Below are 20,076 nucleotides of genomic sequence, written 5' to 3'. Positions count from 1 at the left end.
CGGTCTCAGCGGATGCGACGGGCCCGCAGCACCTCGTCGTCGATATGCGCGCCGTTGCCCGCGGGCACGCCGCGCGGGCGGGTCTGAAGCACCTCGACCTCCCAGTCGTCGCCGAGCCCCTCGGCGATGTCGGACGGGAAGACGTAGTCGGAGGCGTCGAAGCCGTGCGCCGCCATTCCGGCGGCCGCGTGCGCGACCACCAGAAGCCGACCACCCGGTGCGACGGCGCCGACGAGGACCTCGGCCAGCGACTCCTGCACGCGCGCGATGGGGAAGTAGAACGCCGATACGAGGTCGAACGGAGTGTTCGGGACCGACTCCGTCGTCAGGTCGACGCGGTTCCAGGAGATCGTCCCGTCGGGGTCGGCCGCGCGCGCACGGTCGACGGCGACCTGCGAGATGTCGACGGCAGTGACCCGCCAGCCCTTCTCCGTCAGCCATCGCGCGTCCGCCCCCTCCCCGCTGCCGATGTCCAGGGCCGTCCCCGGTGCGAGCCCGCCGACCTCGGCGACGAGGGCGGGATTGACGTTCGTCGTCCACAGGCGGTCGGCCTCGGAGTACTTCTCATCCCATTCCTGAGCGGTCTCCGGGTGGCGTCCGATGTCTGCGGGTCCGTGCTCATGCTTCGAGGTCATGACGTCCACGGTGCCAGCCAGTTGCTCATCTGTCATCATGCCTTGCGGAATTGGCAAGATGACGTCGCGCATCCGCTCGCCCAGCAGGGACGGCGAGACACTGCTCGATCACCGGGAGCCGCTCGGCGGGGCACAATGGTCGCATGACTTCACGTGTCCGCATCGGCGTCCAGCTCCAGCCGCAGCATGCCCCCGACTACGCGCTCATTCGCGACGCCGTCCGACGTGCCGAGGACGTCGGCGTCGACATCGCGTTCAACTGGGATCACTTCTTCCCGTTGTCGGGCGATCCGGCGGGCGCGCACTTCGAGTGCTGGACGATGCTGGGCGCATGGGCCGAGCAGACCGAGCGCATCGAGTTCGGCCCGCTCGTCACCTGCAACAGCTACCGAAATCCCGAGCTGCTCGCCGATATGGCGCGCACCGTCGACCACGTCTCGGGCGGCCGGGTGATCCTGGGTATCGGCAGCGGCTGGTTCCAGCGCGACTACACCGAGTACGGCTACGATTTCGGCACCGCGGGCTCACGTCTGGACGCCCTCGGCGAAGCTCTCCCCCGCATCGAATCCCGTATGGCACGACTGAACCCGCAGCCGACACGCCCGATCCCGATCCTGATCGGCGGCGGCGGCGAACGCAAGACGCTGCGCCACGTGGCCGCTCACGCCGACATCTGGCACTCGTTCGTCGACGTCGAGACCTACCGGCACAAGTCCGCGGTTCTCGCCGAGCACTGCGCGGCGCTCGGACGTGATCCGTCGACCATCGAACGGTCCGCCGAACTGCAGGCGGACGGGGACACCGACGATCTCCTGCGATTCGGCGATGCGATCACCGCCGAGGGCGTCACACTGCTGACGTTGGCCGTCGGCGGCCCCGATTACGACTTGTCGACCGTCGAGCGACTCGTGAAATGGCGTGATGCGCGGCAGGACTGAGGAGTAGAACAGCGCAACCGACCGATCCCGGCGGGCGACGACCGGGTGCGCGTCGCTCGGGTCAGTCGAGCCACTCGCGCGTGTAGAGATCCTGCCAGCGCACGGAGACGTCGGCACGCGCCGCGGCACTGGTCCGCACGCCGATCGTGGAGACCAGGACGTCCTCGACGAGGTCTCGGACCCGGTCCGACAACGCCGGGATGTCGTCGCCGTACCGTGCGATGAGTCCGATGCGGACTCCGTCGACGCGATCGTCGGTTCCGTCGACCGACGCGAAGACGACGAGACGCCCCAGACTGCGTCGGATTCCCACCGCGATCTGCTGCTTCACGACGCGATCGCTCACGGCCACACCGCGGGCGTCGGCGGCGAGCGTCCGCGCCGGTCGACGGACTCGGCGCAGACCCGACGAGATCGACGAGATCAGGCGCTCCACATCGCTGTCCGACTCGGTGTCGTCACGGATCACATCGACGAGCCAGGCATCGGTGAGGTCGTCGGTCGCATCGTCACAGTGCACGTCGCTCATGACCGGCCTCCTTTCGCTACCGCTGACCGTCCGCCGTCGTCGGCCCTCGCCCCAGGCTGCCACGGTGCGAGCCTGGACACCAGAAACTTCCGGCTCCTCTGCAGATGCCCGCGCACCGATCCGGTGCTGATCCGCAGGACTTCGGAGATCTCGATGATCGTCAGACCCTCGACCTCTTTGAGCCACCACGCCGCCCGGGACATGCGGGGCAAGTGTCCCAGCTCGACCCGCAACGCGTCCACCAAAGCCGAATGCTCGGCTTTGTCGGCGGGCAGCGGCCCCTGTGCGACGAGTTCGGCGAACCGCTCGCCGTCGGTCGGGAGATCACGCCTGCGTCGATAGTGATCGACCGTCTTGCGGTGTGCGACGGCGAACATCCAGGTTCGGAAGGAACTCCGGAAGGCGAAGTCCGGTAAGCCCTTCCACGTGTCCAGCAACGTCTCTTGAGCTAGGTCTTCGGCGATCTGCGGCTCGCCGACCATGCGGCGCATGTACCGCAGGAGCACCGGTGACATGCGTCGAACGAGCACGTCGAACGCCTCGGTGTCGCCCGCCGCGGCCGCGCCGGCCAGCTCGTCGTCGCTCAGCTCCTCCAGGTCGAGCGTGCCTGGGTGATCCATATCACATACATTCATCCGTGCAACTTCCCCGCCTCGATGCGACTGACTCTACACACGGATCGTGCGATTTCGGCTCCGGCCGGACGAGGGGTCGCGATCGGTGTGAAAGACCCACCAGAAGAAGGAGTTCACGTGTCAGACAACACCGCCACCACAGAGGCTGCCGCGACCACGGAGGAGTCCTCGACTCAGACCGCCACCGGAAAGAGCACACGCACCGCGAAGAGCACGCGTGAGATCGCTCGCCGGGACACCGGAAGCGATCGCGGCCGCACGTCCATCGCCGACATCGTCGTCGCGAAGATCGCGGGCATCGCGGCCCGCGAGATCGACGGCGTGTACGACGTCGGCGGCACCACCGAACGGGTCGTCGGGAAGGTCCGGGAAGTGATCCCCGGCGCCACCGTCAGCGCCACCCAGGGCATCGACGTGGAGGTCGGCGAGCGACAGGCAGCCGTCGACGTCTCGATCGTCGCCGACTACGGCGTCGCCATCCACCAGCTCGCCGCCGCGATCCGCCGCAACGTGATCACCGCGATCGAGCAGATGACCGGCCTCGAGGTCACCGAGGTGAACGTGACCGTGCACGACGTCAACTTCGGCGACGACGCCGACCAGTCGGACGGAACGCGGAGGGTCGAGTGATGACCGCGCCGTCCGACGATGTGGACGAGGGCTCGCTCGCCGAGCAGCTCGCGGACGCGGTGCTCGCGACACCCGGTGTCGTCGACCTGCACAGCGGGCTGTTCGGTGAGGTCGCGACCTACCTGCCGGGCAGACGCGTGTCGGGGATCGCGGTTCGCGCCGAGGACGGAGAGGTCCACATCGTCGTCGATCTGGCACACGATCTCCGCGAGGTGGCCGAATCCGTTCGGGACACCGCGGAGGCGGTCACCGGACTACCGTTCACAGTGGTCGTCGAGGACGTCGACCAGACTCGGAGGGCGAGCTGATGAGTAAGACCGTGATCGGATTGTTCGCAGGCCTGCTCCTGGCCATCGCCGCACTCGTCGGCGGGTTCTGGGGACTGGTCCTCGCACTGGTCTTCGGACTCATCGGTGTGGTGGTCGGACTGCAGCTGGACGGCCGGCTCGACCTCACCGCGATCGTGCGGAGCAGAGGCCGTGGCTGAGACCGCCGCGGGCGCACTGGTCATCGCCGATCGGGTGATCGAGAGGATCGCCGAGCGCGCTGCCTTGAACGTCGACGGCGTCGTGCGACAGCAGGGCGCCGTCGGATCGGTCCTCGGCTCGTCGACCACCGAGCTTCTCGGATTGGGCGGCGACCTGCCACAGGCCGAGGTCGACTCGGCGGGCACCGCGCGCCGTCTCTCGCTCACCCTCGCCCTCGCCTGGCCGAGTCCGGTCACGTCGGTGTGCGCGCAGGTCCGCCGATCCGTCGCCGACGATCTCGAAGAGTTCACCGGCGATCGGCCCGTGCGGGTGGACGTCACGGTGCGGCAGTTGATCCCGCGCGGCGAGGTGGCTCGACGCAAACAGGGGTACATCGATCTGCCCGCCGTCGCCGAGTCGGCAGAACCCGAGCGAGAGCGAAAGGACGATCATGACGATGAGCACTGACCGCGAGCGTTCGAGCACCGACGACATCGCCGATCGCAGTGTGTTCGCTCCATCGGGACGGCCCGGTGCCGCGATCGCGGGTGCGGTTCTGGGACTGGCGTTGCTCGTCCTGTGCGGGGTCGCGATCCGCGACCTGGTCGTGAAGGCCGGCTGGACCGACGGCGATCCGTGGCTGGGTCGAGCGGCTCACGATGCGGTCGAGACCCCGTGGCAGGGGTGGATGTGGGCGGCGGCGATCGCCTGCCTGGTGATCGGTCTCGCGCTGCTGGCCGCCGCGGTCAAGCCGCGACGACCCACGCATATGCGCCTGGCCGATCACGATGTGATGTGGACGAGGCGCGTCGACGTCGCCCGACGCGCCAGCGCGGCCGCCGAGTCGATCTCCGGCGTCGACCACGCGACGACGGTCGTAACCAGGCGGAAGGCCAAATGCACTGTCATCGCGCGTGATTCGGCCGACCGCGAGCGAGTCCGCGAGGTCGTCGGCGCCGTCGCACGCGAAGTGGAGCCGCCGCTGCGCGCGGTGGTCCGGTTCCCGTCGCGGCACGGAGGGGGACGACGATGAACCGACTGCCCGCAGTACTCCACAGACTCTCCACCGGACTCATCGGCCTGGTCCTCGTCGTCATCGGGGCCGTGGCCGTCTTGTGGAACATCGGCGTCTCACCGGTCGTCGACGCCCTCGATCGCGTCGACAACGACGCCGTCGGCCGATTCGCCGACAGCGGCTGGTGGACCCTGGTCCTGGTCGGGATCGTCGTACTGACCCTGGTGTGGGCGCTGCCGCTCATCGTCTCGGCCGTCCGTCCCGGCGCGGTGGACGATCTGGACCTCGCCGGATCGGACGAGACCGGCACGATGAACATCGCACCCAAGCTGATCGCGTCCGCCGTCGCCGACGAGCTGTCCGGCGATCCGATGTTCACCGCGGTGTCCGCGCGTGCGCTCGACGATCGCGCCCGAAGCATCATCCGACTCGAAGTGACCGCGAACTCGGTCCACACCTATCCCGAGGTCGCCGAGAGGGTCGGCGCCGTCACCGATCAGATCCGGGAGGCCGTGGCCGGCGCGGACGTCCACGTGCAGGCGTTCGTGCACCTGGAGAAGATCAAGCGGTGACTCTCCGCAGCGCCGCGCGGGCCGCCCGGTAGCCGGACATTCCATGGACGCCGCCGCCGGGCGCCGTCGCGGACGAGCACAGGTAGACGCCGTCGATCCCGGTGATCTGCGGGGTGCGCGCCAAGACGGGACGGGCCAGCAGCTGGCGCAGGCTGGCGGCGCCGCAGTTGATGTCACCGCCCACGTAGTTCGCGTCGTGGGCGGCCAGATCGGTGGCCGTCGTGACGATCCGGTCGACGATCAGGTCGCGGAATCCCGGTGCGGCCGCGTCGATCTCCGCAATGATCCGATCGGACACGTCGACGTCGCAGCCCGCAGGGACATGACAGTACGCCCACGCCAGGTGCGTACCCGCCGGTGCCCGCGACGGGTCGACGCGGGTCGGCTCGCCGCCCAGCACCCACGGGCGCTCGGGGAGCAGTCCCGCGGCCACCTGGCGTTCGGTGCGCCGGATCTGCATCGTGTCGTCGGCCAGGTGGAAGGTCGCGGTCTGCGCCATCAACTCCGGTCGTCGAGTCCACGGGATCGGTTCGCGTAGGACGAAGTCGACCTTGCAGGTGCCGACGCCGTAGTCGAATCGGCGGAGCGCACGGGCGTATCGGCGGGGGAGCCGCTCGCCGAAGAGCCGGGCGATCAGGTCGGGCGAGGTGTCGAAGAAGAGATCGCACCCGGTGGGCAGTTGGCCGAGTTCGGTGATCGCGCAACCGGTCTCGATGCGACCGCCGTGGCCGCGGATCACCGCTGCCAGCGCGTCGGCGATGGACTCGGATCCGCCGACCGCGACGGGCCATCCGGTGGCCGTCAACATGCCCAGCAGCACGCCCGCGGCCGACGACCCCGCCGACGTCGTCGGGCGCGCGGCGTGGGCGGCGATCCCGGCGAACACCGTCGCCGCTCGTTCGGTCGCGAACATCCTGGCCACGACGTCGACGGGGAGCACCGCCGCGGCGGCTCCGGCCACGCTGAACGGGCGGCGCGCCGACAGGGCGGGCAGCTCCAGGATCCGGCCGGCGAGAGCCGTCGGGTCCCTCGCATCGACGATCCGCCGCCAGCGCGCGGCGTCGACGCCGAGTTCGGTGGCCGTAGCCTGTCGGTCGCGGTGGATGCCGACCGTGCCGAACCCGCCGACGTGCGCCACCGACACGCCCGGCACCGCCCAGGTCAATCCGTGAGCGGTGAGGTCGAGGTCGGCGAACGCCGGGGACGCGTAGCCGGTCGGGTGGACCGCGGAGCAGACGTCGCGGCGAATGCCGCCGCCGAACGCCTCGTCGGTGCGTGCACCTCCGCCGATGGTGTCGGCGGCCTCGATCACCAGGACCCGTCGACCGGCCCGCGCCAGGACTGCGGCGGCCGTCAACCCGTTGGGGCCGGAACCGATGACCACTGCATCGAACTCGTCACGCACTCTTCACTCCTGAAACAGCCGGGCTGCACCGTCGTACCCAGACAGTAGATTGTGTCCATGTCGTCTGTTCATATCCGGCGGGTCCCGGCGTTCGTCTCGACGCTCCTCACCGTGATCGTCGGCGCGGCGGTCATCGCGGCTCCCGCGGCCGCCAAGGAGCCGTTTCATCTGCCCACGCAGGTGGTCGATCCGGCCGGTGCGCTCTCCGGCGCGCAATTGGCCGACGTGCAGCGGGCCGTCGACGGCGTCGAGTCCGCTCACGACATCGCCTACTGGGTGGTGTTCGTGAACGACTTCGGCGGGCTGTCACCGCGGGACTGGACCGACCAGACCGTCGCCAAGAGCGATTTCGGTGCGCACGACGTCATTCTGGCGATCGCCACCGACCAGCGCAAGTTCGATCTTCAGGCTCCGCTCGAGGTGGAGGGACTCACCGGCGGGGAGATCCAGAAGATCATCGACGACGATCTCGCCCCCGCGGTGCGGGACGGGCGCTTCGCCGACGCCGCGGTGACCGTGGGCGACGATCTCGAGGACGTCGGCGGCGAGGAGACGTCCCATACCGGGACGATCGTCACCGTGGTCATCGTCGCGGTGATCCTGATCGCCGGATTCGGTCTTCTCCTGTACGCGCGCAGCCGGAGCACCCGGAACCAGCCGGATGCGTCGTTCACGGCCGACCAGCTCGCCGGACGGCCCCTCCACGAACTCGAACCGTGGTCGCGGGAGGTCTTGACCACCGTGGATCGCGCTGTCCGCACCAGCGCCGACGAGGTCGCCGCGGCCGTCGGCGAGTTCGGCGCCGGTGCCGTCGCACCCTACGCGGAGTCCGTCGCGGCCGCCCGGGCCGCGCTCGCCGCCTCCTTCGCGCTGCGTCAACGCATCGACGACGGCCTCGCCACCGACGCCGATGAGCATCGTCGACTGCTCGTCGAGATCATCACGACCTGCTCGGACGCCGACGCGATGCTCGACCGCCAGGTGCCGACATTCGACGCGGTACGGGATCTGGCGAACGACGCGACGTCCCGGCTCGACGCTCTCGCGGAACGGAGTTCGGCCGTCGCCGCCCGTGTTCCAGACGTCGAGACCGGTCTCGGCGAGTTGTCGGCCGTGCCGGTCACGGTCGCCGACAACATCGTCCTGGCTCGAGACCACGTCGGGTTCGCCGACGACTGCATCGCGCAAGGGAGGGACGCCGCGGCCGCCGACCAGCACGGATCGGTGATCGGCGCGATCCGTTCGGCCGAAGGCGCCCTCGACCAGGCGAGTCGGCTCCTCGACGCCGCGGACGACGCCGACGTTCTCACCGAGTCGACCGAGCTCTCAGACGTCGTCGCACGAGTCCGCGCCGCCTCCGCTTACATCGCGACGCGTCGCGGTGTGATCGGTTCGATCGCGCTGACCCGCCTGTCCGAGGCGCGCCGACTGGCCGACGAGGCCGCCGACCTCGCCGAATCGGATGAGGACGCGTCGCACGGAACCGCCGCGCGCTCATCCGATCTCGCCGCCCAGGCCGTCGACGCCGCGCGCGTGGACGTCGCCGAATGGCTGATGACGCAGGGGATGTCGTCCGGCGAATACGGCGACCTCGCCCCCGTCCTGTCCGGAGTGCTCGTCGACACCGTGCTCAACGGCGCCATGCACAACGGCGGGTACAGCCACGGCGGACGCAGTCCCGCGTCGTTCGGCGGATCGTCGAGCTCCGGCCGAATCGGCGTCGGCGACCGGCGCTGACGAAAGGACCATCACACACATGCCTACCGCCTTGATCACCGGTGCCAGTCGCGGCCTGGGAGTTCAGATCGCCCGCGCGCTGAATCCGACGCACGATCTCCTGCTCGGAGGTCGGGGGAGCAGCGAACTCGATGACCTCGCGACCGAACTCGAGGGCGCGGTGACCCTCCCGGTCGATCTGACCGATCACGAGGCGGTCGAGGCCGCGGTCGAATCGATCGACTCCCTCGACGTCCTGGTGCACAACGCGGGTGCGATGAGCAGCCTCGAGGCCGTCGCCGACACACCGGTCGACGAGTGGCGATACATCCTCGACGTGAACCTGGTGGCGGCCGCCGAGTTGACCCGTCTGCTGCTTCCCGCGCTGCGCGCATCGGGCGACGGTCACGTCGTCTTCATCAACTCCGGCGCGGGCATGCGGGTCAATGGGCGATGGACGGCTTACGCGGCCAGCAAGTTCGGTCTGCGCGCACTGGCCGACGGGCTCCGCGCCGAAGAGCCGTCCCTGCGTGTCACCTCGATCTTTCCCGGCCGGATCGACACCGACATGCAGCGGGACATCGTCGCCCGGGAGGGAGACCAGTACGACGCGGCGAACTTCCTCACCCCGGAGACCGTCGCGGCCGCCGTCGCCCAGGCGATCGCGACCCCCGCCGATGCTCATCCGACGGATGTGGTGCTGCGGCCGACGAGGCGCTGACGCGCGCCGCCGATCGGCGCTCTGGCCGAAGCCGTGTCACCCGTCGCCGACGCCCGCGCCCCGTAGGTGGCCGACGACGATTCGGCGCATCCACGGCGATTCCCGATCGGCGATCGTCCACTGCAGCACCAGCGCGTCGGTCAGCTCGATCACGGTTTCGACGTCGGCGTCCGTCGCGGCCAGTCCGGCGGAGCGCAGCAGTCGCCGGGCGACGGTCGTGCTCACGTCATGGACCGGTCCGCGGTCCGTCAGGCGTTGCCGGAGGTCGGAGTCGTCCAGTTCGAGCACGAGCGCATACCGCGCTCGCATATCGTCGCGCCGAGCGGCCAGCGCCCGCACGAGACCGCAGATCGCATCTGCCGCATCGTCGATGGACATCGCGTCCGGGACGGCGATCAGCAGCGCGTCGTCGACGGTCCGATCCGCGAGCGCATCGACGACGATGCCGAGCAGAGCCGACCGGGTCCGAGCGTGATAGGACGTCGACCCCGACGGAATGCCTGCCTCCGCATCGACCGCACGATGCGTCAGAGTTCGGACGCCGTCACGAGCGATGATGCGGATCGCACTCTCCGCGATCAGGTCTCTTCGTGAGTTCGAGTTCGCTTCTGGCACCATGTATCGATACTACAGGTGTAGCGTTACCGGGACACATCTGCGGATGAGGCGACTCCGAGGGGCTTCCCATGATGATCGACGTCGAGATCGACCGAACGCTCTACCCTTTCCAGTCACGCTGGTTCTCCTCGTCGGCTGGACGCGTCCACTACGTCGACGAGGGGAGCGGGCCGCCGATTCTCTTCTGTCACGGCTCTCCCAGCTGCGACCGCCCGTGCGGATCGGGTCGTCGGTGTCGCTCTCACCGACACCGCGCTGTGGCCGATCGATGCGCTGCCGAACAGAGTGTTCAGCCGCGCGATGAGTACGAGATCGATGCAGCGCAGGATCGTCGAGAACAACATGCTCGTCGAGAGAGTCCTGCTCGGCCGGGCCGGACCACCGATGACGCCAGACGAAGCCGACCACTATCGTCGCGTCCAGCCGCCGGGCGCACGCGCCGGGCTCGCGGTGATTCCCACCGAGATCTGTGCGGCTCGCCCGCTCCTGGAGGAGCTGACTCGCACCGTGCCCGAGGTCCTCGGGGACAGACCGGCCCTCGCGGTATGGGGACTACGCGACCGCGTGTTCCCCGCGCAGAGGTCCATCCGTCGGCTGTCGGCGATGTTCTCCGACCTCGCGGTAGTCGAGCTTCCAGACTCGAATCACTACACACCGGAGGAGGCTCCCGCCGAACTCGCGACGGCGATCGCGAACCGATTCGCGGGCCGATGACGAGGGTGTCCGTCAGACAGTCGATGCCACGTTCCCGCGGTTCGACCGCTACGGGTCTCGCGGATTCGGGTGATCGATCATCGCGGCACGCGGCAGTGCTGGGACTCCGCCACGCGACGGTTCAGACCTGCGTCAGATCCGCCGGATCCCAGACAGCCCGCATCGACGCGATCTTCCCGTCGTCGTCGAAGACCATGACGTCGACGGGTGTGATGGAGAACTTGCCGTCGTCGGTGCCGGTGACCAGGGTGAATTCGAAGACCGCGGTGTCGCCGGCGATCTTGCTCCACGCGAGCGTCGCATCGCGATGCGGCATACCGGTGATGATCCCGTAGAACTCCACGAGTTCGGCGCGGGTGGTGCGCAGCGGCGCACCGATCGGGTCTTCGACGGTCGCGCCGGCAGCGTAGAGGTCGGCGATGTCGTCGGCGGACCCGTTGTTCAGCGCATCGATATAAGCGTCGACGACGGCGGCGATCTTCTGCGGCAGGGTTGCTTCGTGCTGCTCAGCGGTCATGAAAACTCCTGAATTGGAACGTGTTCTAGTTTGACGCTAGCAGGGGTTCCGGCGACGGGCCAGGGAACTGGCAGGATCGACGCCATGGTGCTCCGATCCCTGCTTCTGTTCGCCCTGGCCGCCGTCGCCGAGATCGGCGGCGCCTGGCTCGTCTGGCAGGGTGTGCGCGAGCACCGCGGCTGGCTGTGGATCGGCGCGGGCGTCATCGCGTTGGGCGCGTACGGATTCGTCGCCACCCTGCAGCCGGACTCGGAGTTCGGACGGATCCTGGCCGCGTACGGCGGCGTGTTCGTCGCCGGTTCGCTCCTGTGGGGCATGGTCGCAGACGGCTACCGGCCAGACCGATGGGACGTGATAGGCGCCCTCATCTGTCTGGCCGGGGTAGCGGTGATCATGTACGTGCCGCGCACGTGATGGTCACTTCAGGTCGGAACTGCTCTTCCCGAGCACGCGACGAGCGATGATCAGCTGCTGAATCTGCTGAGTGCCCTCGAAGATGTCCAGGATCTTGGAGTCGCGCGCCCACTTCTCGAGCATCTGCGTCTCGGAGAAGCCGGCCGTCGCACCGATCTCGACGGCCTTGTTCGTCAGATCGGTGACCGTGCGCCCGGCCTTGGCCTTCGACATCGACGCCTCGGTCGAGTTCGGCTGCTTGTTATCGGCCATCCACGCCGCACGCAGGGTCAGCATCCACGACGCCTCCCAGTCGGACTCGAGGCGGATGTACTCGGCGACGGCCGCATGCTGTGCCGCGACGGGGCGGTCGTAGTCGATGTCGTGGCCCGCCTCCTCGAGCATGCGACGCACTTCTTCGAGCGCGGCCCGACCGAGACCCACGGCCATCGCCGCGACGACGGGGCGGGTGTTGTCGAACGTCTGCATGACGCCGCCGAAACCCTTCTGCACATTGATCTCCGGTGAACCGAGGAGGTTCTCCGCCGGAACGCGCACATCTTCGAATCGGACGACGGCGGTGTCGGACGATTTGATGCCGAGCTTGTGCTCGAGTCGTGCCACGGTCACACCGTCGGTCGACATCGGCACGACGAAGCTCTTGATCGCCGCACGGCCCACCGACCTGTCCAGCGTCGCCCATACGACGACGTGATCGGCACGCGAGCCCGCCGTCACGAAGATCTTCTCGCCGTTGATGACGTAGTCGTCGCCGTCGAGCACCGCGGTGGTCGAGACGGCGGCCGAGTCGGAGCCGAAGCCCGGTTCGGTGATCGCCATCGCGGCCCACACGTCGGCGAAGCGTTCGAGCTGCTCCTCATTGGCCACCGCGGCGATCGCCGCGTTCCCGAGGCCCTGGTAGGGGATCGACAGCATCAATCCGACGTCGCCCCAACTGAGTTCGCGCGCGTTGAGCACCGACCGGAGATTCGCACCGTTGACGGTCTCCGCGTCCGCGTCATCGGAGTCGGCCGTCTTGTCGCCGCCGCGGGCCTGCTTGGCGATCCTGCCGAGCTCGTCGAGTTCGGTCGGGTACTCGTGCTCGGCCTTGTCGTACTTGCGCGAGACGGGGCGGAAGACGTGCTCGGCAGCGAGACGGGCGCGCTCGACCGTGGAGTTCAGCTTCTCCGGGAGCTCAAGGTTGATAGCCATGGCGTTATCTTACTACTGAGTAAGGTCGATGTCGACAGTCATTGCGAACTCGTCCGATACGGCACAATCGAAACTATGCTGTCGTTACCGGCGAATCCCGTGCGGGCCCTGGCGGGATCGGATCCCGGGCGGGTACGCCTGACCAATGCGATCGCGATCGCCTCCGCCGTCCTCCTCTCGACCGGCTCGGCGATCGGGATCACTCGCCTGATGCACGCGTCCACCGAGTACGTGACCGTCGGATCGTTCCTGGCGATGATCGGCGGTCTCAGCGTCAAAGACGCGACCGCGCACAAACGACTGGCGACCGCCGCCCTGCTCGCACTGCCCGCCCTCGCGATGCTCTCCGCCACCGCCCTGCTCGATCAGTGGCGGTATGTGGAGATCGCCCTCCTCGTGGCGGTCTGCACCGCCGCTACATGGGTACGCCGCTACGGTCCACGCGCGACGGCGATCGGCATGGTCGCGTTCATCGCGGGCTTCTTCGGGCTGATCATCCGCCCGAGCGTCGACGACCTGGGCGTCCTCGCACTGATCGTCGTCGCGACGACCGCGTGCAACGTCCTGGTCCGGCTGATCCTGCTGCACGGTTTCCCGCGACACGAGCTGCGTGTGCTGATGCGGGAGTTCCGCGGTGCCTGCGACACCGGGCTGTCGGCCGCGGAGAAGGGATCGTCGCCCGCGCTGCAGAAGGCGCTCGACCGCATCAGCGGCGTCTCCGTCGCGGTCCACGGCTGGCAGGAAGGGTACGACACGCGCGACTGCACCGGCCTCGACGAAGCCGAACTGTCCCGGCTGGTCTTCGACGCGCGCACCGACACCGTGCAGGCGTGCCTGCAGATCGCCGCCCGCCCCCCGACGGAACGACACCGCGACCTGGTCGACGCCCTGCACCGGACGGTGCGCTCGGATGGTCGCGGCGCACCCGCCGACGCCCTCGCCGACGCCCAGTCCGCTCTCGCCGACGACCCGACGTTCGTGCGGACGGTGCTCGCCAAGGCGGTCCTCTCGCAGTCGACACTGCAACGTGCGCTCACCGACCCGACCTGGACCCCTGATCCGGAACCGGACACCGCCCCGGCGCCCGCCGCGCCGATGTCCACTCCGCCGTCCGTGCCGACGCCGCACCGTCACTTCTGGGACTCGTGGGCGCCCACCACCCGGATGGCGGTGCAGGTCGCCATCGCGACGACGCTCGCCACCCTCGTCGGCGAACTGATCTCCGCGAGCCGCTGGTACTGGGCCGTCCTGACCGCGTTCCTGGTCTTCGTCGGCACCACGACCCGCGGCGCCATCCTCACTCGCGCGTACCGTCGCGTCCTCGGCACCGCGCTGGGCGTGGTCGTCGGATTCGGCATCGCCTGGTTCGCCGACGGACTGGACTACACGCTCGCGATCTCGTGCGTGATCTGCGTCTTCTTCATCGTCTACCTCGGACCCCTGAACTACGCGTTCATGGCGTTCTTCGTGACGGTGCTGATCGCGTCCATGTACGGCCTCCTCGGCGTCCTGAACCGCCAGGTCCTCGAATGGCGCATTGAGGAGACCGCGGCGGGCGCCGCGATCGGCGTCGTGGCCGCGTTCGTGATCTTCTCGACGAGTTCGCGCCCCGCTCTGGAGTCCAAGCTCCGCGGATACTTCGATTCGCTCGACACGCTGCTCGCCCGGTCCGGTCGGGCGATGACCGGAGCCGGTCGGGCCGACGATGTGGTGGCCGCGGCGAACGCCCTCGGCATCGCGCACGACGACCTGAGATCGTTCGTCGCACTGATGGAGATGTCGCTCGCCGATCGAGACAACCGTCGACTGCGACGCAAGGCGACGACGTTGATCCGGAACGCGGGCACACAGGCGGAGCGCCTCGCGGAGGTCGCCGTGCGCCTCAACCGCTCCGGAGACGTGTTCACCGGAGCCGACGCCGCCACGATCGACGCCTGTGTCGCCGCACTCCGGACGCAGACTGCCGCGGCGTGCGAGACACTCGTCGCCGCCGACACGTCGGACACCGAGGCCGACACGACGGCACTCGACGGCGTCAACGGCATCGACGTCGACGGCATGTCGCTGCGGTTCGGCGCGGTGCTGGCGATGTCGGAGATGAGCGCCTCCCTGCAGCAGCTCGGTCGCATCCGCGAGAGTGCGTGGCCTATCGCCGATGGGGAAGCACACAGGCGACCGCTGCGACGACGGCGGCGATGATCAGCGCGACCGCGTGCCACCACGCATAGACCAGACCACCCGCCGCCGCACCGACCGCGAACACCGCCCAGTACCCGAACGTCTTGAGCCACGCCCACGGATGGACCGTCCCGATCCCGTCGACGAGCTGATGGGAGGCTTTGACCAGGGTGCCGGTCACGAAGGTCAATCCCACGTGCACGTCGGTGTTCGACGCCAGCACCGCGTTGACCAGGCCTGCCGCGAACGCGATCACGATGACACCCGCCGTCTCCGAGACCGTGTTGGCCACCGCGGCGCCGGCCGCCGTCACCGCGGTGATCAGGACCATGGCCGTCCGATGGGCGGCGTCCCCGCCCCACCGACTGATCGCCGCGCCGCAGACCACACCGCTGACGAAGAGCGTCAGCAGGAGAACCGTGAGCCAGACGAAGTGCCAGTCGCCGCCCGCCAACGACGCCGCGGCGATCGTCGTGTTGCCCGACATGAACGCGACGAACGTCCCCTTCAGAACGATGAACGCCACTGCGTCGACCATGCCCGCCAGGCCGAGCAGGCAACATCCCAGCCAGACGTCCGACCTCTTCGTGTCGGCGACCGTCGTCATTCGCACCACCTCGCATACCGCTTGGATCGGCGCGGCGCACCCGACACCGTCCGATCTGCCCCCACGACGACGTCGGTCTCGACCACGCGGTGGACTCCACGCGTGATCGAGACCGATCGCCGTCTTCTACCGACCGATCATCTTGTGCGGGTCGACGACGTCGTCGAACGTGGCCGCGTCGATGTATCCCGTCGCCAGTGCCGCTTCGCGCAGCGTCGAGCCCTCGTTGTTCGCCTTGTGGGCGATCGCCGACGCCTTGTCGTATCCGATGACCGGCGACAACGCGGTGACGAGCATCAGCGACTGGTCGAGCAGTTCGGCGATCCGCTCCTCGTGCAGTTCGGTTCCTTCGATGCAGTACTCGCGCAGCTTCACGGCCGCATCGCCGAGGATGCGCGCCGAGTGCAGGACGTTGTTGATGATGATCGGCCGCATGGCGTTGAGCTCGAAGTTGCCCTGCGAACCGGCGAAGGCCACGCAGGAGTCCTCGCTCAGCACCTGGATGCAGACCATCACCATCGCTTCGCACTGGGTCGGATTGACCTTGCCCGGCATGATCGAGCTGCCCGGTTCGTTCGCCGGGAGGGTCAGCTCGCCGAAGCCGCACCTGGGTCCGGACGCCAGCCAGCGGATGTCGTTGGCGATCTTCATCAGCGGCACGGCCAGCGCGCGAAGACCCGCACTCGCCCCGACCATCGCGTCCAGTCCGCCCTGGGCCGCGAACTTGTTCTCGGCGGTGACGAACGGGAAGCCGGTGAGCTCGGCGATCGCGGCGGCCGCCTCGACGTCGAAGCCTTCCGGTGCGTTCAGCCCCGTCCCGACCGCGGTGCCACCCAACGCGAGCTCGTACAGGCCCTCCATACAGCTCTTCAGCCGCTCGATGCCCTGCTCGATCTGTCGCGCGTAGCCCGACCACTCCTGGCCGACAGTCAGCGGGGTGGCGTCCTGCAGGTGGGTGCGGCCGATCTTAACCACGTCGCTCCATTTGGCGGAGTTCGCAGCGAAAGCGGCCTGTAGCGCCTCGATCGCCGGAAGCAGCCGCTCGCTGAACTCCTTGACCACCGCGATGTGCATCGCGGTGGGGAAGGAGTCGTTCGACGACTGACCCATGTTCACATGATCGTTCGGGTGAACCGGATCCTTCGAGCCCAACGTCCCGCCGACGAGTTGGATCGCGCGGTTGCTGATCACCTCGTTGACGTTCATGTTCGACTGCGTGCCCGACCCGGTCTGCCAGACGTACAGCGGGAAGTGCTCGTCGAGATCCCCGTCGATCACCTCGGCGGCGACCTTCTCGATCAGGTCGGCCTTCCATGCGGGCAGGCGGCCCGCCGCACCGTTCACCCGGGCGGCGGCCTTCTTGACGTAGCCGTAGGCGCGGTAGACCTCGACCGGCATCTTGTCGTTACCGATCGAGAAGTGCTGCAGCGAACGCTGCGTCTGCGCGCCCCAGTACTTGTCGGCGGGCACGTCGATGCCGCCCATCGAGTCGGTCTCGTGGCGCGTTCCCGCGGCGTCGATACCGATCGGCAGATCGCGTACCTCCGGTGCCGTGTCGTCGCTCATTCGGGGTTCCCCGAGTAGATCGGCTGCCACATCGCGTCCTCCACGGCCTGCACGAGGTTGTCGTGGCTCTTGGTGGCCACGCCCTCCTCGATCGCCTGCTTGGCGACGGCGAGAGCCACGGTCGCCGACGACGCCCGCAGATTGTCGACGTCGGGCAGCAGTGATGCCCCGAGACCGGTCGGATCGACCTGGTCGGCGACGGCCTTCGCGGCGGCGAGAAGCATCCCGTCGGTGACGCGGGCGGCGCCGGAGACGATGGTGCCCAGACCGAGTCCGGGGTACAGCAGCGCGTTGTTCGCCTGACCGATGTGGAAGTCCACCCCGTTGTAGTTCACCGGATCCACCGGGATGCCGGTGGCGATCAGTGCGCGGCCGTCGGTCCACGGGACCGCGTCGGCCGGCATCACCTCGATGCGCTCGGTCGGATTCGACAACGGCAACAGGATCGGCCGCTCGACCCCGGCGGCGAGTGCTTCGACCACCGCCTGCGGGAAGCCGTTGTGCATCGTCGACGTGCCGATGAGGACGGTCGGCTTCACCTCGGTGACAACGGTGAGCAGGTCGATGACACCGTCGGTGCGCGCCCAGTCGGCGACCTCGGCGGCCGGGCGCGCGTATGCGGCCTGGTAATTCGGCAGATCGGCCATGTCGTCGGTCACCAGACCGTTGACGTCGACGAGCCACACGCGCGCCTTGGCCTCCTCGGCGGTCAGCCCGTCTCGGATCATCGCGGCACTGATCTGGTCGGCCATGCCGGTGCCCGCGGTGCCCGCACCGAACACCAGGAGACGCTGTTCGGCGAAAGTCTGCTTGGTGACTTTGAGACCGGAGAACACCGCCGACATGACGATCGCGCCGGTGCCCTGCATGTCGTCGTTGAAGATCCGGTACGAGTCCCGGTTGTCCTCGAGGATTCGGCGGGCGTTGCTCGGTCCGAAGTCCTCGAAGTGGAGGAGCGCGTTCGGGAACAACTCCGACGCGGTGCGCAGGTAGAGGTCGATGAAGTCGTCGTAGCGCTGTCCCGTGATGCGGGCGTGGCGGTTGCCGAGGTACTCGGGGCTGTTCAGCAGCATCTCGTTGTCGGTGCCGACGTCGAGGTTCACCGCGACCACACGAGACGGGTCGATACCCGCGGCCGCCGTGTACACGGCGAGCTTGCCGATCGAGATATCGGTTCCGTTGACGCCCCAGTCACCGATGCCGAGGATCTCCTGGGCGTCGGATACGACGATCAGGTCGACGTCGTCGGGGCCGAGGCCCAGACCGGTGAACGACTCACGCACATCGTCGGGCCGGTCGATGGACAGGTAGACCGCCCGCGAATCCCGGTAGTCGTTGCTCCACTGCTTGATCGCGTCGCCGATCGTGGGGTCGTACACAATGGGCAGCATCTCGGCGAGGTGATCGACGATCACCTTGTAGTAGAGAACCTCGTTGCGGTCGTGCAGCTGGTCGAGATACGTGTATTTCTGCAGGTCGGTGGAGTAGCTGCTGATCTGTCGGTAGCACCGCTCGGCCTGCTGGTCGAGAGTCTCCACGGCGGAGGGCAGTCGCCCGACCAGGCCGAGATTCGCACGCTCCTCGACGGTGAACGCAGTACCACGGTTGCGCAGCGGATCGGTACTGACAGGGGGCCTTTGCGGCATGAGTTGCTCCTCCATGGACGGAATACGAATGTGAACGCATACGACGGTCCGAGCGACTCCGCCCGGCCCTCGACTACAGATTCGAGCCACCTCTCCGAAGACGCTCGTCTTAAGGACAAGTCGGGCACAGTAACCATCCCTTGAGGGCACGAACATGAGCACGCTCCCTGCACCACAGTGCGCGGCCGCGTGACAGCGGATCAGGGCGTGTGGTCACAATGAGGCATGACCACCGCGACGTTCCCCCCGGCGGCCACCGCGCCGCCCGCAGCCCTGGTCACTGACGGCCGCTACGCCTTCGGTACCTACGACGGCCCGATTGCGAGGATCAACCCGCTCGACGCCGCGGGATCCGGACTGCTGTCGGGCGCACGTCGCATCGCCCGCGACTTCGGTCTCAAGGAGTGGGAGGCGTTCCAACTCGGCGACGACGATCACTTCGTCCTCGGCGCCGTCTACAACGCGAAGTCGCTCGGGCTGCTGCAGGTCCTCGTCGTCGACAAGCACGCGGCGACCATCGCGCGCTTCGAGACCAGGCTGCCGTCGCCGATGCTGTCGGTGGCGCGCGGCCTGAGCGGCACCTCGTCGCACGGCGACTTCGCCGGACTGCGGATCGCCATCGGCAACGAGATCGACGACGGTCTGGTGACCGTCGACGCCGTGCGCGACGCTCGGGGCGACGCGCCGTCCATGGCCCTGCACGCGACCGGAGTCTGCGATGACGACGAGGCGGCGCACCTGGTGATCGTGCATCCGTTCTCGGACACCGATGCGCTGTACTCGCACAAGGCGATGATGCCGATGCACGGCTCACTGGTGATCGACGACGAGCGGATCGGCTTCGACGACGACCGCGGCTTCCTCATACTGGACGACCACCACGGCGACTATCCGCGCCCCATGCGCTACGACTGGATCACCGCGGCACGACGCGGCGACACGGGCGTCGTCGAAGGATTCAACCTCACCGACAACCAGATCCGGGATCCGGCCACGTACAACGAGAACGCGATCTGGATGGGCGACACGCTGCACCGACTGCCGCCGGTGACCTTCACCCGACCCGACGGACCGTGGGGACCGTGGCACGCCCGCGACGATCAGGGCGCCGTCGACGTGACGTTCACCCCGACGGTCCGCTCCACGATGCACGTCGGTCCCATGAAGGCCCTCGCGGAGTACTACGCGCCGTACGGCTGGTTCTCCGGCGTCATCCACGGCCGCGATGCGACGCTGTCGGTCGACGGAATGTTCGGCGTCGGGGAGCAGAAGCGCATCACGATCTAGGTCTGACGTGGGGATTGTTAGATTACGAAGCCGCTAATCTGACAAGGAATCGGCCAATGGGCCGGACCGTGTGAG

Annotated in this window: 22 protein-coding genes and 1 pseudogene; 13 read left to right on the top strand and 10 right to left on the bottom strand. The window is 68.2% G+C overall.

Features of this window, described 5'->3' with window-relative positions; translation table 11 throughout:
- Positions 1 to 5 precede the first annotated feature (5 nt).
- Positions 6 to 635 carry a class I SAM-dependent methyltransferase gene (locus BKA16_RS03570; RefSeq protein WP_183369382.1) on the bottom strand — a complete coding sequence of 210 codons (630 nt, stop codon included), beginning with the start codon at positions 633 to 635 and terminating at the stop codon, positions 6 to 8.
- A gap of 143 nt (positions 636 to 778) precedes the next feature.
- On the opposite strand from BKA16_RS03570, the gene BKA16_RS03565 reads away from it, so the two are divergent.
- Entirely contained in the window at positions 779 to 1,573 is a 795-nt protein-coding gene (locus tag BKA16_RS03565; RefSeq protein WP_183369381.1) for an LLM class F420-dependent oxidoreductase, read from the top strand.
- Between the two features lie 61 nt (positions 1,574 to 1,634).
- Here BKA16_RS03565 and BKA16_RS03560 read toward each other — a convergent pair whose 3' ends face one another.
- Positions 1,635 to 2,102 carry a hypothetical protein gene (locus tag BKA16_RS03560; RefSeq protein ID WP_183369380.1) on the bottom strand — a complete coding sequence of 156 codons (468 nt, stop codon included), beginning with the start codon at positions 2,100 to 2,102 and terminating at the stop codon, positions 1,635 to 1,637.
- Entirely contained in the window at positions 2,099 to 2,722 is a 624-nt protein-coding gene (locus tag BKA16_RS03555; protein WP_246371632.1) for an RNA polymerase sigma factor, read from the bottom strand. Before BKA16_RS03555 ends, BKA16_RS03560 begins: the two co-directional genes overlap by 4 nt.
- A 132-nt stretch (positions 2,723 to 2,854) precedes the next feature.
- Between BKA16_RS03555 and BKA16_RS03550 the strand changes: the two genes are divergently transcribed.
- From BKA16_RS03550 to BKA16_RS03525, 6 genes are read left to right on the top strand one after another with little or no spacing between them, the layout of a single operon-like run.
- Positions 2,855 to 3,367, top strand: coding sequence for an Asp23/Gls24 family envelope stress response protein (locus BKA16_RS03550; protein WP_183369378.1), 513 nt, complete (start codon positions 2,855 to 2,857; stop codon positions 3,365 to 3,367).
- Positions 3,367 to 3,675: an Asp23/Gls24 family envelope stress response protein gene (locus BKA16_RS03545; RefSeq protein WP_183369377.1), complete on the top strand. Its 309-nt coding sequence runs from the start codon at positions 3,367 to 3,369 to the stop codon at positions 3,673 to 3,675. The genes BKA16_RS03550 and BKA16_RS03545 overlap by 1 nt, the downstream gene beginning before the upstream one ends.
- Complete coding sequence (locus BKA16_RS03540) at positions 3,675 to 3,854, top strand: DUF2273 domain-containing protein (protein ID WP_183369376.1); 180 nt, start codon at positions 3,675 to 3,677, stop codon at positions 3,852 to 3,854. The genes BKA16_RS03545 and BKA16_RS03540 overlap by 1 nt, the downstream gene beginning before the upstream one ends.
- Positions 3,847 to 4,302 (top strand): Asp23/Gls24 family envelope stress response protein, encoded by a 456-nt coding sequence (locus BKA16_RS03535; protein WP_183369375.1) that lies wholly within the window; start codon positions 3,847 to 3,849, stop codon positions 4,300 to 4,302. Before BKA16_RS03540 ends, BKA16_RS03535 begins: the two co-directional genes overlap by 8 nt.
- On the top strand, positions 4,292 to 4,867 hold the full coding sequence (locus tag BKA16_RS03530; RefSeq protein WP_183369374.1) for a DUF6286 domain-containing protein: 576 nt from the start codon (positions 4,292 to 4,294) through the stop codon (positions 4,865 to 4,867). The genes BKA16_RS03535 and BKA16_RS03530 overlap by 11 nt, the downstream gene beginning before the upstream one ends.
- On the top strand, positions 4,864 to 5,421 hold the full coding sequence (locus BKA16_RS03525) for an Asp23/Gls24 family envelope stress response protein (protein WP_183369373.1): 558 nt from the start codon (positions 4,864 to 4,866) through the stop codon (positions 5,419 to 5,421). Before BKA16_RS03530 ends, BKA16_RS03525 begins: the two co-directional genes overlap by 4 nt.
- On the opposite strand, the gene BKA16_RS03520 is transcribed toward BKA16_RS03525, so the two are convergent.
- Positions 5,411 to 6,826 carry an NAD(P)-binding protein gene (locus BKA16_RS03520; protein WP_183369372.1) on the bottom strand — a complete coding sequence of 472 codons (1,416 nt, stop codon included), beginning with the start codon at positions 6,824 to 6,826 and terminating at the stop codon, positions 5,411 to 5,413. The two genes, BKA16_RS03525 and BKA16_RS03520, sit on opposite strands and share 11 nt — an antisense overlap.
- 57 nt (positions 6,827 to 6,883) lie before the next feature.
- Here BKA16_RS03520 and BKA16_RS03515 point away from each other — a divergent pair, with 57 nt between their 5' ends.
- Positions 6,884 to 8,563, top strand: a complete 1,680-nt coding sequence (locus tag BKA16_RS03515) for a TPM domain-containing protein (RefSeq protein ID WP_183369371.1) — start codon at positions 6,884 to 6,886, stop codon at positions 8,561 to 8,563.
- 19 nt (positions 8,564 to 8,582) lie between these two features.
- The gene (locus BKA16_RS03510; protein ID WP_183369370.1) at positions 8,583 to 9,263 is read left to right on the top strand and encodes an SDR family oxidoreductase; all 681 of its coding nucleotides are present in this window, start codon (positions 8,583 to 8,585) and stop codon (positions 9,261 to 9,263) included.
- 36 nt (positions 9,264 to 9,299) lie between these two features.
- Here the strand turns inward: BKA16_RS03510 and BKA16_RS03505 are convergent, their stop codons facing one another.
- The gene (locus tag BKA16_RS03505) at positions 9,300 to 9,881 is read right to left on the bottom strand and encodes a TetR/AcrR family transcriptional regulator (RefSeq protein ID WP_183369369.1); all 582 of its coding nucleotides are present in this window, start codon (positions 9,879 to 9,881) and stop codon (positions 9,300 to 9,302) included.
- A gap of 68 nt (positions 9,882 to 9,949) precedes the next feature.
- Here BKA16_RS03505 and BKA16_RS03500 point away from each other — a divergent pair.
- Positions 9,950 to 10,595: pseudogene (locus tag BKA16_RS03500) on the top strand (hypothetical protein).
- Between the two features lie 121 nt (positions 10,596 to 10,716).
- Here BKA16_RS03500 and BKA16_RS03495 read toward each other — a convergent pair.
- The gene (locus BKA16_RS03495; protein ID WP_183369368.1) at positions 10,717 to 11,112 is read right to left on the bottom strand and encodes a nuclear transport factor 2 family protein; all 396 of its coding nucleotides are present in this window, start codon (positions 11,110 to 11,112) and stop codon (positions 10,717 to 10,719) included.
- Between the two features lie 84 nt (positions 11,113 to 11,196).
- Here BKA16_RS03495 and BKA16_RS03490 point away from each other — a divergent pair, with 84 nt between their 5' ends.
- Positions 11,197 to 11,526, top strand: a complete 330-nt coding sequence (locus tag BKA16_RS03490; RefSeq protein WP_183369367.1) for a YnfA family protein — start codon at positions 11,197 to 11,199, stop codon at positions 11,524 to 11,526.
- A 3-nt stretch (positions 11,527 to 11,529) separates the two neighbouring features.
- Here BKA16_RS03490 and BKA16_RS03485 read toward each other — a convergent pair whose 3' ends face one another.
- Positions 11,530 to 12,717: an acyl-CoA dehydrogenase family protein gene (locus tag BKA16_RS03485; protein ID WP_183369366.1), complete on the bottom strand. Its 1,188-nt coding sequence runs from the start codon at positions 12,715 to 12,717 to the stop codon at positions 11,530 to 11,532.
- Positions 12,718 to 12,792: 75 nt separating this feature from the next.
- Here BKA16_RS03485 and BKA16_RS03480 point away from each other — a divergent pair, with 75 nt between their 5' ends.
- Entirely contained in the window at positions 12,793 to 14,916 is a 2,124-nt protein-coding gene (locus BKA16_RS03480) for an FUSC family protein (RefSeq protein ID WP_183369365.1), read from the top strand.
- On the opposite strand, the gene BKA16_RS03475 is transcribed toward BKA16_RS03480, so the two are convergent.
- The 3 genes from BKA16_RS03475 to BKA16_RS03465 form a co-directional block, all read right to left on the bottom strand.
- Positions 14,864 to 15,502 (bottom strand): YoaK family protein, encoded by a 639-nt coding sequence (locus tag BKA16_RS03475; RefSeq protein WP_183369364.1) that lies wholly within the window; start codon positions 15,500 to 15,502, stop codon positions 14,864 to 14,866. The two genes, BKA16_RS03480 and BKA16_RS03475, sit on opposite strands and share 53 nt — an antisense overlap.
- Before the next feature lie 126 nt (positions 15,503 to 15,628).
- Positions 15,629 to 17,068, bottom strand: coding sequence for a class II fumarate hydratase (gene fumC, locus BKA16_RS03470; RefSeq protein WP_183369363.1), 1,440 nt, complete (start codon positions 17,066 to 17,068; stop codon positions 15,629 to 15,631).
- Positions 17,065 to 18,729: an NAD-dependent malic enzyme gene (locus BKA16_RS03465; RefSeq protein WP_221246740.1), complete on the bottom strand. Its 1,665-nt coding sequence runs from the start codon at positions 18,727 to 18,729 to the stop codon at positions 17,065 to 17,067. Before BKA16_RS03465 ends, fumC begins: the two co-directional genes overlap by 4 nt.
- A 210-nt stretch (positions 18,730 to 18,939) precedes the next feature.
- Between BKA16_RS03465 and BKA16_RS03460 the strand changes: the two genes are divergently transcribed.
- The gene (locus BKA16_RS03460; protein WP_183369361.1) at positions 18,940 to 20,001 is read left to right on the top strand and encodes a DUF2804 family protein; all 1,062 of its coding nucleotides are present in this window, start codon (positions 18,940 to 18,942) and stop codon (positions 19,999 to 20,001) included.
- The last annotated feature ends 75 nt before the right edge of the window (positions 20,002 to 20,076 follow it).

Source organism: Gordonia humi (assembly GCF_014197435.1).
GTDB lineage: Bacteria > Actinomycetota > Actinomycetes > Mycobacteriales > Mycobacteriaceae > Gordonia > Gordonia humi.
The sequence above is the reverse complement of the archived record's forward strand: the minus strand, read 5'-3'. Positions and strand labels throughout refer to the sequence as shown.

Bases quoted from the DNA above. Each gene is read 5' to 3' on its own strand.
- BKA16_RS03570 (WP_183369382.1), bottom strand. From the start codon at position 635: ATGACCTCGAAGCATGAGCACGGACCCGCAGACATCGGACGCCACCCG.
- BKA16_RS03565 (WP_183369381.1), top strand. From the start codon at position 779: ATGACTTCACGTGTCCGCATCGGCGTCCAGCTCCAGCCGCAGCATGCC.
- BKA16_RS03560 (WP_183369380.1), bottom strand. From the start codon at position 2,102: ATGAGCGACGTGCACTGTGACGATGCGACCGACGACCTCACCGATGCC.
- BKA16_RS03555 (WP_246371632.1), bottom strand. From the start codon at position 2,722: ATGGATCACCCAGGCACGCTCGACCTGGAGGAGCTGAGCGACGACGAG.
- BKA16_RS03545 (WP_183369377.1), top strand. From the start codon at position 3,367: ATGACCGCGCCGTCCGACGATGTGGACGAGGGCTCGCTCGCCGAGCAG.
- BKA16_RS03540 (WP_183369376.1), top strand. From the start codon at position 3,675: ATGAGTAAGACCGTGATCGGATTGTTCGCAGGCCTGCTCCTGGCCATC.
- BKA16_RS03530 (WP_183369374.1), top strand. From the start codon at position 4,292: ATGAGCACTGACCGCGAGCGTTCGAGCACCGACGACATCGCCGATCGC.
- BKA16_RS03525 (WP_183369373.1), top strand. From the start codon at position 4,864: ATGAACCGACTGCCCGCAGTACTCCACAGACTCTCCACCGGACTCATC.
- BKA16_RS03515 (WP_183369371.1), top strand. From the start codon at position 6,884: ATGTCGTCTGTTCATATCCGGCGGGTCCCGGCGTTCGTCTCGACGCTC.
- BKA16_RS03510 (WP_183369370.1), top strand. From the start codon at position 8,583: ATGCCTACCGCCTTGATCACCGGTGCCAGTCGCGGCCTGGGAGTTCAG.
- BKA16_RS03505 (WP_183369369.1), bottom strand. From the start codon at position 9,881: ATGGTGCCAGAAGCGAACTCGAACTCACGAAGAGACCTGATCGCGGAG.
- BKA16_RS03495 (WP_183369368.1), bottom strand. From the start codon at position 11,112: ATGACCGCTGAGCAGCACGAAGCAACCCTGCCGCAGAAGATCGCCGCC.
- BKA16_RS03490 (WP_183369367.1), top strand. From the start codon at position 11,197: ATGGTGCTCCGATCCCTGCTTCTGTTCGCCCTGGCCGCCGTCGCCGAG.
- BKA16_RS03485 (WP_183369366.1), bottom strand. From the start codon at position 12,717: ATGGCTATCAACCTTGAGCTCCCGGAGAAGCTGAACTCCACGGTCGAG.
- BKA16_RS03480 (WP_183369365.1), top strand. From the start codon at position 12,793: ATGCTGTCGTTACCGGCGAATCCCGTGCGGGCCCTGGCGGGATCGGAT.
- BKA16_RS03475 (WP_183369364.1), bottom strand. From the start codon at position 15,502: ATGACGACGGTCGCCGACACGAAGAGGTCGGACGTCTGGCTGGGATGT.
- fumC (WP_183369363.1), bottom strand. From the start codon at position 17,068: ATGAGCGACGACACGGCACCGGAGGTACGCGATCTGCCGATCGGTATC.
- BKA16_RS03465 (WP_221246740.1), bottom strand. From the start codon at position 18,729: ATGGAGGAGCAACTCATGCCGCAAAGGCCCCCTGTCAGTACCGATCCG.
- BKA16_RS03460 (WP_183369361.1), top strand. From the start codon at position 18,940: ATGACCACCGCGACGTTCCCCCCGGCGGCCACCGCGCCGCCCGCAGCC.